The organism is Pseudomonas sp. FP198, assembly GCF_030687895.1.
Classification (GTDB): Bacteria; Pseudomonadota; Gammaproteobacteria; order Pseudomonadales; family Pseudomonadaceae; genus Aquipseudomonas.
Genome location: NZ_CP117452.1, coordinates 3,970,800 through 3,987,344, shown reverse-complemented (window position 1 = coordinate 3,987,344; position 16,545 = coordinate 3,970,800). Strand labels below are relative to the sequence as shown.

The 16,545-nt window shown below is 65.2% G+C and carries 4 protein-coding genes (1 of these 4 cut by a window edge); all 4 read left to right on the top strand.

Going from position 1 to position 16,545, the window contains the following annotated elements:
- Tightly spaced (each overlapping or abutting the next), the 4 genes in view from PSH78_RS18040 to PSH78_RS18025 form a layout consistent with a single transcriptional unit that may run on beyond the window.
- Window positions 1–8,742, top strand: partial view of a non-ribosomal peptide synthetase gene (locus PSH78_RS18040; protein ID WP_305495928.1) — the 3' portion only. 243 nt of this gene lie to the left of the window's left edge; 8,742 of the gene's 8,985 nt are visible here — the last part of the coding sequence; its start codon lies beyond the left edge, outside the window; it ends in the stop codon at window positions 8,740–8,742.
- On the top strand, window positions 8,739–9,305 hold the full coding sequence (locus PSH78_RS18035; protein WP_305495926.1) for an AMP-binding protein: 567 nt from the start codon (window positions 8,739–8,741) through the stop codon (window positions 9,303–9,305). Before PSH78_RS18040 ends, PSH78_RS18035 begins: the two co-directional genes overlap by 4 nt.
- The gene (locus PSH78_RS18030; RefSeq protein WP_305495924.1) at window positions 9,299–13,342 is read left to right on the top strand and encodes a condensation domain-containing protein; all 4,044 of its coding nucleotides are present in this window, start codon (window positions 9,299–9,301) and stop codon (window positions 13,340–13,342) included. Before PSH78_RS18035 ends, PSH78_RS18030 begins: the two co-directional genes overlap by 7 nt.
- Window positions 13,339–16,545 carry an amino acid adenylation domain-containing protein gene (locus PSH78_RS18025; RefSeq protein WP_305495922.1) on the top strand — a complete coding sequence of 1,069 codons (3,207 nt, stop codon included), beginning with the start codon at window positions 13,339–13,341 and terminating at the stop codon, window positions 16,543–16,545. Before PSH78_RS18030 ends, PSH78_RS18025 begins: the two co-directional genes overlap by 4 nt.

Genomic DNA, 16,545 nt, shown 5'->3' with positions numbered 1-16,545 from the left:
GGGCAACTGGACGTGCCGGCGCTGGAGCGCAGCTTCAATGCCGTGGTCGAGCGCCACGAAAGCTTGCGCACCACGTTCGCCGAGCACGGCGAGCAAACCGAGCAAATCATTCATCAACATATGCCCTTGAGCATCGCGGTCGAGGCGCTGCCCGCCGGTTCGCCGGCCAGCCAGGACGAACGTATCAAGGCCTGCGTCGAAGGTGAAACCGCGCGTCCGTTCGATCTGCGCCAAGGGCCGTTGCTGCGGGTTTCGCTGTTGAAAGTTGCCGAAGACGACCATGTGCTGGTGCTCATCCAGCACCACATCATTGCCGATGGCTGGTCGATGCAGGTGCTGGTGGATGAGCTGGTCCGGCACTACGCCGCCGACATCGGCGGCCAGCCGCTGGCCTTGCCGGATCTGCCGGTGCAATACGCTGATTATGCGATCTGGCAACGGCACTGGCTGGAGGCCGGCGAGCGTGAGCGTCAATTGGCCTATTGGGTCCAGACCCTCGGTGACGAACAACCGGTGCTTGAACTGCCGTTTGATCATCCGCGCCCGCCGGTGCAGAGCTTTCGTGGCGCGCGCCTGGATTTGACCCTGGGCGCGGAACTGGCCACCGCGCTCAAGCAACTGGCCCAGCGTGAAGGCGCCAGTCTGTTCATGGTCCTACTGGCCTCGTTCCAGGCGCTCCTGCACCGCTACAGCGGGCAACCGCAGATCCGCGTGGGCGTGCCGACGGCCAACCGCAACCGGGTCGAGACCGAAGGGCTGATCGGCTTTTTCGTCAACACCCAGGTACTCAGTGCCGACGTTGAGGGGCAACTGCCGTTTGATCAGTTGCTCGCCCAGGTCAAGCAGTCGGCCATGGCGGCCCAGGCCCATCAGGACTTGCCATTCGAGCAATTGATCGAGGCCCTGCAACCTGAGCGTAGCCTCAGCCACAGCCCGATCTTCCAGGTCATGTTCAACCACCAGAACGCCGACGCCACTCGAAGCCGGCAGATGCACCTGCCGCAACTGCAGGTCGAGGACCTGGTATGGGAAGGGCGTACCGCCCAGTTCGACTTGACCCTGGGCACCTATGAGACCGCGCAGGGCATCGCTGCGGAACTGACCTACGCCACCGACCTGTTCGACGCGCCGACCATCGAGCGCCTGGCCGGGCACTGGCAGAACCTGCTGCACGGCATCGTCGATGCGCCACGCCAGCGTATTGGCGAACTGCCGCTGCTCGACTCGGCGCAACAGCAACTCACGCAGCAGCAATGGCTGCGGGTGGCCGACCACACTGACGAAGCCGTTTGCGTGCACCAGCACATTGCCGAACAGGTGCGCCGCAACCCCGAGGCGCTGGCGCTGACCATCGACGACCAGGCCCTGAGCTACGCACAACTGGACGCGCGCGCCAACCAACTGGCCCATCGCCTGATCGACCTGGGCGTGATGCCCGGCCAATTGGTGGGCATCGCGGTGGAGCGCAGCGTCGAGATGATTGTCGGCCTGCTGGCGATCCTCAAGGCCGGCGCCGCCTATGTGCCGCTGGATCCGGCGTACCCCGAGGATCGCCTGGCCTACATGATCGAGGACAGCGGCATCGGACTGCTGCTGACCCAGGCCCGTTTGCAGGCTCGCTTACCGATCCCGCCAAGTCTTCAGACGCTGTTGCTGGACCAGCCGGACGCCGCCCTGCAAGCAGCCCCGCAAACCTGCCCGGTGGTGCCGCTGACTGGCGAACACCTGGCCTACGTCATCTACACCTCCGGTTCCACCGGCAAGCCCAAGGGCGTGATGGTGCGCCATGGCGCCCTGAGCAATTTCATCCACAGCATGATCGCCGAGCCGGGTCTCGTGCCCGGCGACCGCATGCTGTCATTGACGACGTTCTCTTTCGATATTTTCGGCCTGGAAATCTACGGACCTCTGTCGGCCGGGGCCAGCGTGGTGCTGACCGGCCAGAACGTGCACCAGGACCCGCAAGCGGTGCTGGCGCTGATCGAACGACACGCTGTCAGCGTGCTGCAAGCCACGCCGTCGAGCTGGCGCATGTTGCTCGATCACGAGCAGGCTTCGCTGCTGGCCGGGCGGACCTTCCTCTGCGGCGGCGAAGCGTTGCCGCTGGAACTGGCGCAGCGCTTGCTGGCGCTTTCGCCGAACGTCTGGAACCTCTACGGCCCGACCGAAACCACCATCTGGTCGGCGCTGCATCCGCTGAGCCCGGAGCGCGACCGTCCGTTCCTCGGTAAACCGCTGGACAACACCGCGCTGTACATCGTCGGCAGCGACCTGAGCCTCAATCCGCCCGGTGCGCCGGGGGAGCTGCTGATCGGTGGCGCCGGCCTGGCCCGTGGTTATTTCCAGCGTCCGGCGCTGACCGCCGAACGCTTCGTGCCGGACCCGTTTTCCGCCACGGGCGAGCGCCTGTACCGCACCGGCGACCTGTGCCGTTATCGCGCCGAAGGCGTGGTCGAGTACCTCGGCCGGATCGACCATCAGGTGAAGATCCGCGGCCTGCGTATCGAGCTGGGGGAAATCGAAGCCGCGCTGCTGGCCCAGGACCGCGTGCGCGAAACCGTGGTGGTGGCCCACGAAGGCCCGACCGGCGCGCAATTGGTGGCTTATGTGGTGCCCGCCAGCGGCGCAGTGCCGGCGCCGGACGCGCCGTTGCGCACCGCACTCAAGGCGGCCCTCAAGGCGCAGTTGCCGGAATACATGGTGCCGGCGCACCTGTTGTTCCTGGCGCAACTGCCGCTGACGCCCAACGGCAAGATCGATCGCAAGGCTTTGCCAGCGCCTGAAGCCAGCGATTTGCAGCAGGCCTACGTGGCGCCGCGCAGTGAGGTCGAGCAACAGGTCGCGGCAATCTGGCAGGACGTGCTCAAGCTTGAACGCGTGGGGCTGGAAGACAATTTCTTCGAACTGGGCGGGCATTCGCTGCTGGTGACCCAGGTGGTCTCGCGGGTCCGTCGGGTGCTCGGCATCGAAGTGCCGCTGCGCAGCCTGTTCGAACACAGCACGTTGCAGGCGTTCGTCGCCGCCTTCGATACCACGACAGGCGAACAGGCCCCGGCCATGACGCCGGCGCCTCGCGACGCGCCGTTGCCGTTGTCCTTTGCCCAGGAGCGCCAGTGGTTCCTCTGGAAAATGGACCCCGACGGCGCCGCCTACAACATACCGACCGCGTTGCGCATGCGCGGCGCATTGGACAAGGACGCGCTGCGCAAGAGCTTTGCCGCACTGGTCCAGCGCCACGAAAGCTTGCGCACCGCATTCGTGGAAGAGGATGGACGCACCTGCCAGGTCATTTGTGAGCAGGGCGAAGTCGACTACACCGAGCAGCGTCTGGAAGGGCGCGATATCCAGGCCTTCCTCGGGCAGCAGACGCAACGCCCGTTCGATCTGCTGAATGACGCGCTGCTGCGCGTGGCGCTGTTGGAAGTGGCCGAGGAAGATCACCTGCTGGTGCTGACGCTGCATCACATCGTCTCCGACGGCTGGTCGTTGCAGGTGATGGTCGATGACCTGATGAGCCTGTACTCGGCTTTCGTCCAAGGTCAACCGGCACAGCTGCCGCCCTTGGCGGTGCAATATGCCGACTACGCGGTCTGGCAGCGGCAATGGATGGCGGCCGGTGAGCGGGACCGCCAACTGGCCTATTGGTCGACGCAACTGGGCGGCGAACAGCCGCTGCTGGAGCTGCCCACCGACCACCCGCGCCCAGCGCAACAAAGCCTGCGCGGCGCACGCCTGCCGATCGTGCTGGATCGCGCCTTGAGCGATGACCTCAAGGCCTTGGCCCGGCAAGAAAACGTCACGCTGTTCGTGCTGTTGCTCGGCTCGTTCCAGGCATTGCTGCATCGCTACAGCGGCCAGGCCGACATCCGCGTCGGCGTGCCGATCGCCAACCGCCAACGGCTGGAAACCGAGCGCTTGATCGGGTTCTTCGTCAACACCCAGGTCCTGCGCAGCGAATTCCCCGGCGACCTGACCGGCGCCGCTTTGCTGCAACAGCTCAAACAGACGGCCATGGCCGCGCAGATGCATCAGGACCTGCCCTTCGAGCAACTGGTGGATGCCCTGCAGCCGCAGCGCAACCTGAGCCACAGCCCGCTGTTCCAGGCGATGTTCAACCACCGCAACGAAACCGCCTCGGTGTTTGCCAAGGCCTTGCCGGGGCTCGACGTCGAACCCGTAGGCTGGACGCAGCGCACCGCGCAATTCGACCTGAGCCTGGACACCGTCGAAAGTCCCCAGGGCCTGCACGCTGCCCTGACCTACGCCACCGACCTGTTCGAGCCGGCGACCATCGAACGCATGGCCGGGCATTGGCTCAACCTGTTGCGCAGCCTGGTGCAGGACCTGCACCGCCCGGTGGCGCAATGGTCGCTGCTGGACGAGGACGAGCGTCGGCACATGCTCATCGACTGGAACGCCACGGCGCGGCAATACCCGCTTGAGCGCAGCGTCCAGGCGCTGATCGAGGAACAGATACGCCGGACCCCGGATGCGCCTGCGCTGGTCTTCGGCGAGCAGCGCCTGAGCTACCGTGAGCTCAACGCCCGGGCCAACCGTCTGGCCCATCGCTTGATCGACCTGGGCGTCGGCCCCGATGTGCTGGTGGGCATCGCCGTGGAACGTTCGGTGGAGATGGTGCTCGGGCTGTTGGCGATCCTCAAGGCCGGCGGCGCCTACGTGCCGTTGGACCCTGAGTACCCGCAGGATCGCCTGGCCTATATGTTCGAAGACAGCGGCATCGGTTTGCTGCTGACCCAGCAACACCTGCTTGATGCCTTGCCGATCCCGCAAGGACTGCGCAGTCTGCTACTGGACCTGCCCGCTGAGGAGTCGCATGCCAGTCGTGAGGAGAATCCCGACGTCAAGGTTCACGGCGAAAACCTGGCCTATGTCATCTACACCTCCGGTTCCACCGGCAAGCCCAAGGGCGCGGGCAATCGCCATTGCGCCCTGGTCAACCGCTTGTGCTGGATGCAGCAGGCCTATGGCCTCGATGCGACTGACAGTGTGTTGCAAAAAACGCCGTTCAGTTTCGACGTGTCGGTGTGGGAATTCTTCTGGCCGCTGCTGACCGGCTCGACGCTGGTGGTGGCTGCGCCGGGGGCCCATCGCGACCCGGCGCAACTGATCGAGCTGATCACCGCGCAGCGCATCACCACGCTGCACTTCGTACCGTCGATGCTCCAGGCGTTCGTGCAGGACCCGCGGGTCGCCGAATGCACCAGCCTCAAGCGGATCGTCTGCAGTGGTGAAGCGCTGCCGGTGGATGCCCAGCAGCAGGTGTTCGCCAAACTGCCGGATGCCAGTCTGTACAACCTCTACGGCCCGACCGAGGCGGCCATCGACGTGACCCACTGGACCTGCGTCGAGGAGGGCCGCGACAGCGTGCCGATCGGACAGCCGATCGCCAACCTTGGCACCTACATTCTCGACGATGAGCTGTCGCCGGTACCGGTCGGGGTGATCGGCGAGCTGTACCTGGCGGGCGAAGGGCTGGCGCGCGGTTACCATCGGCGCGCGGCGTTGACCGCCGAACGGTTCGTCACCGCGCCGTTCGGCGCTGGCCAGCGCTTGTATCGCACCGGCGACCTGGCACGTTATCGGGCCGATGGCGTGATCGAATACGCCGGGCGAATGGACCATCAGGTGAAAATCCGTGGCCTGCGCATCGAGTTGGGCGAAATCGAAGCGCGTCTGGCCGAACACGAGGCGGTACGCGAAACCGTGGTCCTGGCCCAGGACGGCACGTTGCTGGTGGCCTACGTGGTGCCGGCGCGCGCCGAGCTGCTGGCCGCCGATGACGCCGTTCGCCAGGCGCTGCAAGTGCGCCTCAGGGAACATCTGAGCCAGTCCTTGCCCGACTACATGGTGCCGCAACACTGGGTGTGGCTGGAAAAAATGCCGGTCAGCCCCAACGGCAAGCTTGAGCGCAAGGCTCTGCCGAAGGCCGATCCGAGCGCCAGCCCGAAGAGCTACAGTGCCCCGGTCACCGTCGTGGAAAACACTTTGGCCGCGATCTGGCAAAGCGTGCTCGGGCGCGAACGCGTAGGGCGGACCGACAATTTCTTCGAGCTGGGCGGCGATTCGATCATTTCCATCCAGGTGGTGAGTCGCGCCCGTCAGGCCGGGATTCATTTCAGTCCCAAGGACCTGTTCCTGCACCAGACCATCCAGGGCCTCGCCGGGGTGGCAACGACCGGAGACAACGGGCCGGTCATCGATCAGGGCCCGGTGGTCGGGCAGACGGTATTGCTGCCGTTCCAGCAGTTGTTTTTCGAACAAGCCATGGCCGAGCCTCATCATTGGAACCAGTCGGTGTTGCTCAAAAGCTTGCGCGCCGTGGATGCCGCGCATCTGGAGCAGGCGTTGCAGGCCCTGGTCGAGCATCACGATGCGTTGCGCCTGGCCTTCGTCTGCGAGGCAGGCACCTGGACCGCGCGCCACAATACCCTGGCCGAACAGCGTACGTTCTGGCAGCGCTCGCCGCTGTTGTGGACCGCCGAGGTGGCCGATGCGCCGGCCCTTGAACGCTTGGCCGAACAAGCCCAACGCAGCCTCGACCTGCAAGAAGGCACGCTGCTGCGCGGGGTGCTGGCGAGCCTGGCCGACGGCAGCCAGCGACTGTTGCTGGTGATCCATCACCTGGTGGTGGACGGCGTGTCCTGGCGTGTTCTGCTGGAGGACCTGCAACAGGCGTACGAGCAATTGCAGGCCGGCCAGACGCCAGCGTTACCAGCCAAGACCACTGCTGCGCAGACCTGGGCGCAGCGGTTGCAGGCTCATGCAGGCAGCGCGACGTTGCAGTCCCAGCTGAAGTATTGGCAAGAGCAACTGCAAGGCGCCGGTCAGGACTTGCCTTGCGACCGTCCAGAGGGCGATGTGCGCAGGTGCCACGCGACCCAGGTCCAGACGCGACTGGACAAGGACCAGACCCGACGCCTGTTGCAGCAAGCGCCGGCGGCTTATCGCACCCAGGTCAACGACCTGCTGTTGACCGCGCTGGCGCGGGTGATTGGCCGTTGGACTTCCCAGGCCTCGACCTTGATTCAATTGGAGGGCCATGGCCGTGAGGCGCTGTTCGAGGATGTGGACCTGAGCCGCAGCGTCGGTTGGTTCACCAGCCTGTTCCCGGTGCGCCTGACCCCGACGGCCACCACCGAAGGTTCGATCAAGGCGATCAAGGAGCAACTGCGGGCGATCCCAGACAAAGGGCTCGGCTTCGGCGTGTTGCGTTACCTGGGCGATGAACCGACGCGGCGCACCCTCGCGGCGCTGCCCGTGCCGCGCATCACCTTCAACTACCTGGGCCAGTTCGACAGCGGCTTTGCCGACGACGCCGACGGCCTGTTTGTCCCGGCCAGCGAATCGGCGGGCGCGGCGCAGAGTCCGTTGGCGCCGCTGGACAACTGGCTGACGCTCAACGGCAGCGTCTATGCCGGCGAGTTGAGCATCGACTGGACGTTCAGCTCGCAGATGTTCGACGAAGCGACGATCCAGGCGCTGGCCGAGGATTACGCCGGGGAATTGCAGACGCTGATCGACCACTGTTGCGAGCCGCGGCACCACGGGTTCACGCCGTCGGACTTCGCCCTGGCCGGATTGCAACAGCAACAGTTGGACGCCTTGCCGCTGGTGGCGCGCGACGTGGAGGACATCTATCCGCTGTCGCCGATGCAGCAGGGCATGCTGTTCCACACGTTGTACGAGCAGCAGGCCGGCCACTACATCAACCAGATGCGCGTGGATGTCGAAGGGCTGGACGTCGAGCGCTTCCGCCAGGCCTGGCAAGCGGCGACCGACGCCCACGACGTGCTGCGCAGCGGTTTTGTCTGGGAGGGTGATTTCAAGCGTGCATTGCAGGTGGTGCACAAGCGCGTGGAGGTCGCGTTGCAGCTGCATGACGCACGTACGCAGGCTGACCTGCCTGAGCACCTGAACGCCCTCGCAACGGCCCAGCGCGAGCAAGGATTTGCCCTGGATGCGGCGCCGTTGTTGCGGTTGGTGGTGGTGCGCGTGGCGGACGAACGTTATCACTTGATCTACACCTGCCATCACATCCTCATGGACGGCTGGAGCAACTCGCAGCTCCTCGGCGAAGTGTTGCAACGCTACAGCGGTCAATCCGTCGCCGTGTCCGGCAGCCGCTACCGCGACTACATCGCCTGGCTGCAACGCCAGGACGCGGCGGCCAGCGAAGCGTTCTGGAAACCGGCGCTGCAGCAGCTGGACGCGCCAACACGACTGGCCGATGCGGTGGCCAAACCGGCCGACACGGGCGCCGGCTACGGCGATCATATGCAGCTTCTGAATGAAGCGCTGACCCGCCGCCTGGAAGCCTTCGCACGCGCCTCGAAAGTCACCGTCAACACGCTGGTGCAAGCGGCGTGGCTGCTGCTGTTGCAGCGCTACACCGGTCGAGAAACGGTAGCCTTCGGCGCGACCGTGGCCGGGCGTCCGGCGGATTTGCCCGGCATCGAGCAGCAGATCGGTCTGTTCATCAACACCTTGCCAGTGATCGCCAGCCCTCGGGCCGAGCAATCCCTGGACAGTTGGCTGCAAGCGGTGCAGGCGCAGAACCTGGCCCTGCGCGAGTTCGAGCACACCGCGTTGCTCGACATCCAGCGCTGGGCCGGGCAGGGCGGCGACGCGCTGTTCGACAGCCTGCTGGTGTTCGAGAACTATCCGATCGCCCAGACGTTGGAGCAGGGCGCGCCGGACGGTTTGCGCTTTGGCTCGCCGTGACTCAGGAGCAGACCAACTATCCGTTGACGCTGCTGGTGGGGTTGGAGCGGCAGTTGTCGCTGCACATGAGTTATCAGCGGGCGAGCTTCTCGGCCGCTACGGTTGAGCGGCTGGCGGCGCATCTGGCGCAGTTGCTTGGGCAGATGAGCGCCAATGGCGAGCGCTGCCTGGGTGAACTGTCGATGCTGGAATTCGATGAGCATCAACGTTTGACCCATGACTGGAACCCGGTCGATGCGCCGTTCGAACAAGACCTGTGCATCCACCAACTGATCGCCCGCCAAGCGCAATCTACTCCTGACGCATTGGCGGTCACCTTCGCCAACACGCGCCTGAGCTACAGCGAACTCGACGGCCGGGCCAATCGCCTGGCCCACAAGCTCATCGAACTGGGCGTCGGCCCGGAAGTGCGGGTGGGCGTGGCGATGCCGCGTTCCGAGCGATTGCTGATCGCCTTGCTGGCGGTGCTCAAGGCCGGCGGCACGTACGTGCCGCTGGACCCGGATTACCCGGCCGAACGCATGGCCTACATGCTTGAGGACAGTCGCGCACGGGTGTGCTGACCGAGCAGGCGGTGGCGCAGACGCTGACGGTTCCGGCCGAGACGCAAGTGTTGATGCTCGATCAGCTCGACCTTTCACGTTATCTACTGAGTGCGCCCGTTACAGGCGTCACCCCAGACAACCTCGCCTACGTCATCTACACCTCCGGTTCCACCGGCAAGCCCAAGGGCGTGGCCATCGCCCACCGAAACGTCCTGGCGCTGATCGACTGGTCCAGAACCGTCTACAGCCGCGACGACATCCAGGGCGTACTCGCTTCCACCTCGGTGTGCTTCGACCTGTCGGTATGGGAGCTGTTTGTCACCCTCGCCAACGGCGGCTCGCTGATCATCGCCCGCAACGCCCTGGAACTGCCGCACCTGCCGGCCCGCGACCAGGTGCGCCTGATCAACAGCGTGCCTTCGGCGATCGCCGCGTTGCAGCGCAGCGGCGAGATCCCGCACAGCGTGCGCATCATCAACCTGGCCGGTGAGCCGCTGAAGCAGAGTCTGGTGGATGCCCTCTACCCGACACCTATCACCTGTGGGAGCGAGCTTGCTCGCGATAGCGGTGGGTCAGTCGATGAGGGGCTAACTGCCAGGACGCCATCGCGAGCAAGCTCGCTCCCACAGGTGGTGGGTGCACAGGTCGGTGGGGTTGAGCATGTTTATGACCTGTATGGCCCCTCGGAAGACACCACCTATTCCACCTGGACCCGCCGCACCGCCGGCGGTACGGCGAACATCGGCCGCCCGCTCAAGCACACCGCCAGCTACCTGCTGGACGCCAACCTGCAAGCGGTGCCGCAAGGCGTCTCGGCGGAGCTGTACCTGAGCGGCGCGGGCATCACCCGGGGTTACCTCGGGCGTGCGGCGATGACCGCCGAAAAATACGTGCCGAACCCGTTCTCGACCACCGGCGAACGCCTGTATCGCACCGGCGACCTGTGCCGCTATCGCGCCGATAGCGTGCTCGAGTACCAAGGCCGACTCGACCATCAGGTGAAGATCCGCGGCTTCCGCATCGAGATGGGGGAAATCGAGGCGCGGCTGTTGCAGCAAGCCGAGGTAAACGACGTCGCCGTGCTGGCCCAGGAAGGGCCGGGCGGCCAGCAGTTGGTGGCTTATGTGGTTGCCCCGGCGCTGCAGCAGGACGCTAAAACGCTGCGCGACCAGATCAAGGCACACCTGCCGGACTACATGATCCCGGCCCACTGGCTGTTCCTCGATCACCTGCCACTGACCCCCAACGGCAAGCTCGACCGCAAGGCCTTGCCGAGCATCGAAACCGGATCATCGCAGGGCGGTTACGAGGCGCCGGCCAACGAGCTGGAGCACCGGATCGCCGGCATCTGGCAAGAAGTGCTGGAAGTGCAACAGGTCGGGCGCAACGACCATTTCTTCGAGCGCGGCGGTCACTCCTTGCTGGCGACGCAGGCCGTCTCCCGGCTGCGCAAGCTGACGCGTTATCCGCTGAGCCTGCGCGACCTGTTCGACCATCCGCAACTCAAGGCACTGGCCGCGCTGATGAGCGAGACCGGCGACGGCGCGGAGCGGGCCGGCGATTCCAGCCAGGTCCGACTCAAGGCCCATGGGCCACGGCAATCGGCACCGCTGTCGCTGGTGCAGCGGCGGTTGTGGATCGCCGAGCAGTTGGCTGGCGGCACCTCCGCCTATGGCATGCCCATGGCGCTGCGGTTGTGCGGCGAGTTGTCGGTCGAGCGGCTGATGAGCAGCTTCGCCGAAGTGACACGCCGTCACGCCGTGCTGCGCACCGCGTATGTCCAGGATGACGAAGGCGATCCGCTGGCGCTGATTGCCGACGAGGTCCGGCTGGATTTCCCGCTGGTCGATCTGTCCGAGTTGTCGCCCGGTGCCCGGCAGGAACAAGTGGCCCAGGCGATCCTGGACAACGCCAGTACGCCGATTGACCTGGAGCAGGCGCCACTGCTGCGCGGGCGGATCCTGCGCCTGGGGCCGACCGAGCACGTGTTGTTGTACGCCATGCACCACATCATTTCCGATGGCTGGTCGATGGGGCTGTTGATCAATGAATTGGTGCAGATCTACGGAGCGTCCCTGCGCGGCGAGCCCATGCCGCTGGCGCCGCTGGAGGTCCAGTACCACGACTTCGCCTTGTGGCAGCAGGCGCTGGAAGACCAGGGCGTGCTGGCGCGCCAGGGCGATTATTGGAAGCAGCGGCTCGACGGTTACCACGGGCGTCTTGATTTGCCTTTGGATAATCCGCGCGGCCAGACGGCCTCCTATGCGGGCGATGCGCTGCAGTTCGAGCTGCCTGCCGGGCTGAGCGCGGCGTTGCGCCGGGTGTCGAGCGCGGCCGGCGTCACGCTGTACAGCACGTTGCTGGCGTCGTTCCAGGTGTTGTTGCATCGCCTCTGCGACGCGCAGGATCTTGTCGTTGGCGCTGACGTGGCCGGACGCGAACAACCCGAGCTGGAGCGCCTGATCGGTTTCTTCGTCAACGTCCTGCCGTTGCGTTCGCGCTTTGCCGCCGATGTGGCCTTCAGCCGGTTCCTGGCACAGACCCAGGATCACCTGCTCGGTGCGCTGGAGCATCAGGACCTGCCGTTCGACCAGATCGTCGAGGCCGCGGGCGTGCCGCGGCACAAGGGCATGAACCCGTTGTTGCAGGTGCTGTTCGTGATGAACAACGTGCCGGTGCGCACGCGTTCCATGGCCGGCTTGAGCGTCGAGTTCCTGCCGGCGCTGCAGAACCATTCTAAATTCGACATGGCATTGTTCGTTGACGAAGAAGAAGGGCAGTTGCGCGGTAATTGGCAATTCGCCACAAGCTTGTTCGGACAAGAGCGCATCCAGTACCTGATCCGGGCCTGGACGGCCCTGTTGGAACAGATCGTCGCTGATCAGGACATTCAATTGGGAGCTATCAGCATGCCAGTCGACAACGTGGCGACAGCCGCCACGCCTGCCAACGTCCCGGGGCCCAAGGCCGACAAACTGGGCAAGTTTCTCAAGCGTTCGGCGACCCCGGCCGCGCGGCCACGTCCGGCGTTGGTGCGCGAATCGCTGGTGGCGGCGCCCCAGCGTTTCCCGCTGATGCTGGAGCCCGGCGAGCCGCACCTGGACGTCATCGAGTGGATCCGCCAGAACCGGCCATTGATCGAGCAGAAGCTGGCCGAGCACGCCGGCATCCTTTTCCGTGGCTTCGAACTGGACGGTATCCAGGGCTTCGAAGCGTTCGCCGAAGCCATCCAGCCGGGGCTGTACGGCCAGTACGGCGACCTGCCGAAGAAGGAAGGCGGCAAGAACACCTACCGTTCCACGCCGTACCCGGAACGCAAGATGATCCTGTTCCACAACGAGAGCTCCCACCAGGACCGCTGGCCGCGCAAGCAGATGTTCTATTGCGAGCAGGCCGCACCCGTGGGCGGCGCGACCCCGGTAGTGGACTGCCGCCTGATGTACGAAAAGCTGCCGGCGGACCTTCGCGAAAAGTTCGAAGACAAGGGCTTGCTGTACGTGCGTACCTTCACCGACAAACTCGACGTGTCGTGGCAGCACTTCTTCAAGACCGAGGATCGCCTTGAAGTGGAGGCCCGCTGCCGGGCCGGCGGCATCCAGTGGCGCTGGCTCGATAACGATGAGCTGCAGACCCGCACGCCGGGGCCGGCGGTCATCACGCACCCGATCACCGGGGAAAAATCCTTCTTCAACCAGGTGCAGCTGCACCACATCCATTGGCTGGAGCCGGACGTGCGCCAGGACCTGTTGTCGATGTACGGCCTGGAGCGGATGCCCCGGCACGTGTACTACGGCGACGGCACACCGATCGAAGACGAGGTGATGGCGCGTATCGGTGAGTTGTACGAAGCCTGCGCGGTGCGTTTCGACTGGCACAAAGGTGACGTGATCCTGTTGGACAACATGCTCGTGGCCCACGCCCGCGACCCGTACGAGGGACCGCGCAAGATCGTCGTCGCCATGGGCGATATGTACGACCACGCCAGCCTGGAGCGTCCAGCGGGCGCCGGGCGATCGGTCCGTGGCGCATTCAATACCGAGGAAAGCGGAGCATGAACGAGGTGACGATGGACACGCAGGAAGCGGGTTTCGCCCTGACGCCCGAGCAGCAACGGGCACTTGAGCAACTGTCGGGCACGGTGACCTGTGGCGAGGCCTTGCGTTGGCTGAGCGTGGTCATCGACGGTGATCTCGACCCGCAGCGATTGCAGGTCGCCTTCGACACGCTGGTGGCACAGCAGCCGATGTTGCTCGCGCGACTGACCAAGGTCGGCGGTTTCCACGGTTTGCGTCAGGTGGCCCATGCGGGACGCTTCCCACTGACGATACAGGCCAGCGAACAACCGGCCGAGGAAGTCCGGGCGCAGATCAGCGAGACGCTCGGCCGGGCTTTTGTGCTCGGCGAATCGGCCAGTGCCCAGGCTGTGCTTTATCGCCTGGCGTCGCGGCAATGGCAATTGCTGCTGGGCGTCGCCCGCCACAGCGCGGATGCGCCGTCGATGAGCCTGCTGCTTGAACAGCTACGGCAGGCTTACGCCGGCGATGCGGCGGAGGAAGAAGCGCCCGGCGAGTTTGCCCAGTACCTGGAGTGGCGCAGCGAAGTGGTGCTGGATGAAGATGCCGGCACTGCAAGAAATTACTGGCAGCAGCATTTGCACGGCCTGCAGACGGCGATCGACACGCCGTGGCTGGCTGCGCGTCGTGCTGGCGGTGGAACCGCCGATGCGCAGATTTCGCTGATCGTCGAGCCGGCCCGACGCGACGCCTTGCGACGGTTGGCCGAGCAGCTCGGCCAACCGCTGGCGACGTTGCTGCAAGGCGCATGGTGGGTGTTGCTGGGACGCCTGGGTGGCCTTGAGCAGGCGCTGGTCGGCGTGCGCCACGACAGCCGTGGCGACTATGACTACTTTGCCAATGCCTTCGGCGTGTTCGAAAAGAACCTGCCGCTTTGCGTTCCATTGCCCGCCGACGCGCCGTTCAGCGAGTGGCTGGCGGAGCTGGCGACGCGTCTCGAAACCCATCGCACCTGGCAGGAATACTGGACGCCGGAACTGGCGTCGGAGGTGGCGTATCCGGCCTATGGCTTCGCGATTGCCCCGGCGAATCCTGTCCGCAGCAGCGCTGGCCTGACGTGGGCGACGGAGCCCTTGCCTGGGCGGGATGCGTTCGAACTGCTGCTGCAGATTCAACTGGACGACACCCAACAACTGGTTGCGGTCGACCTCTGCTACGCCCGCTCGGGTTATTCGCAAGCCGCGGTCCGCAACGTGCTCGAACAATACGAGGTGCTGCTGGCCTCGATCCTCGCGGCTGCGCATACGCCACTGGCGCAGCTCAACTTGCTCGGTGACCCCGAGGAGCAGCGTTTGCGGGCGATCAACCCGGCGATGCAGGCATTGGTGGATAACCGTTACCTGCCGCAGCGCATCGCCGAGCTGGCGCTGCAAACGCCGGACGCCATCGCCCTGAGCGACGCGGGTCAATCGCTGAGCTACGGTCAGTTGAAAGATCAGGTCGAGCGCATCGCACAGGGCCTTATGGATCAAGGCCTGGGCGAAGGGTCGATTATCGCCCTGGCCTTGCCGCGCTCGGCAGAACTGGTGATCGCGATGCTGGCAAGCTGGCGCATCGGCGCGGCGTATCTGCCGCTGGATATCCAGTGGCCCCAGGCCCGTCAAGCGTTGATGCTGGAGCAGGCCGGCGCCGCTGTGTTGCTCACCGATGCAACGCATTTGCCGGCCTGGCAGGCGCAGCCGTTCAAGGCGCTGGCAATCGCCGAGCTTGATCGTGCTTCAAACACGCCGTTGCCGGCCCTCACGACCAAGGGCAATGACATCGCCTATGTGTTGTTTACCTCAGGTTCCACCGGCGTGCCCAAGGGTGTGGTGATCGAGCATCGGCAATTGCTCAACTACACCGCCCAGGCCAGTCAGGCATTGGGGCTGAGCCAGTGCAAACACGTCGCTTTGAGCTCCACCGTGGCGGCGGACCTGGGCAATACGGCGCTGTTCGGCGCGTTGTTCAATGGCGCGACCTTGCATGTGGCCAGTGATGAACAGATGCAGGACGGCGCGCTCTTTGCCGGGTTCCTGCGAGAACAGCAGATCGACTGCCTGAAAATCGTGCCGTCGCACCTCGCGGCGTTGCTCGACAGTGAGCAGGCGATGCTGCCGCAGCTGCTGGTGCTCGGCGGCGAGCCGATTGCGCCGACGCTGGTCGAGCGTATCGCCCGGTTGCGCGGCGATTGCCGGGTGTTCAACCACTATGGGCCGACCGAAGCCACGGTCGGAGTGATGATCCATCGGTTGGCGCTGGACGGCGCTGCCGATGATTGTTCGGCCCTGACCCAGGTGCTGGGCAATAACCAGGTCTATGTGCTGGACGCTGACAGGCGCCTGGCGCCGGTGGGTGTGCTGGGCGAGGTGTACCTGGGGGGCGCGCAGTTGTGCCGGGGCTATGTGAATGCCGAGGCGGACGAGCAGACGTTCATCCCGAGCCCGTTCGACCCGGCGCAGCGCCTGTACCGCACCGGCGACCTGGCGCGTTATCGCGCGGACGGCGGGATCCAGTTGCACGGTCGCCGCGATCAACAGGTCAAGGTGCGCGGGTTCCGCATCGAACTGGCGGAGATCGAGGCCGAGCTACTACGTGTACCGCAGGTGGCCGAAGCGCTGGTATTGCCCGGCGAACAGGGCTTGTTGGCATTTGTCGTGCCTCGGCAAGGCCTGTCTTCGGGCGTGCTCGACGCCGCGCGCGTCGAACTGAGCGCGCGCCTGCCCGGCGTGATGGTGCCGCAGCAGCTGCAACTGATCGAACGTTTCCCACGGCTGGCCAACGGCAAGATCGATCGCAAGGCGTTGCAGCAGTTGGCGGTCGCGATCAGCGATGAGGAGGATGCCGCGCCCCGCGATGCGCTGGAGCAACTGCTGGCCGCGCGCATGGCGCAATTGCTTGGGCTTGAACGATTGGGCATCGAGCGCGACTTCTTCGCCGCCGGCGGCCATTCGCTGCTGGTGATCAAGTTGGTGGCCGGCATTCGCAAGTTGTTGCAGTGCGACATCCATCCTGGGCTGGTCTTCGATCATCCGACCGTGGCGTCCCTGGCCATGGCCTTGCGAGCCGTGGAAGGCAGTCCGGGGCAACTGGAAAAAATCGCTCAGGTGCGTTTGCGCATGGAAGCGCTGAGCCCCGAGGAAAAGGCCCGGCTGACCGAACAGGCTCAACAGCTGCAAGCCGCCAAGGCTGCGCAAGGCCGCTGA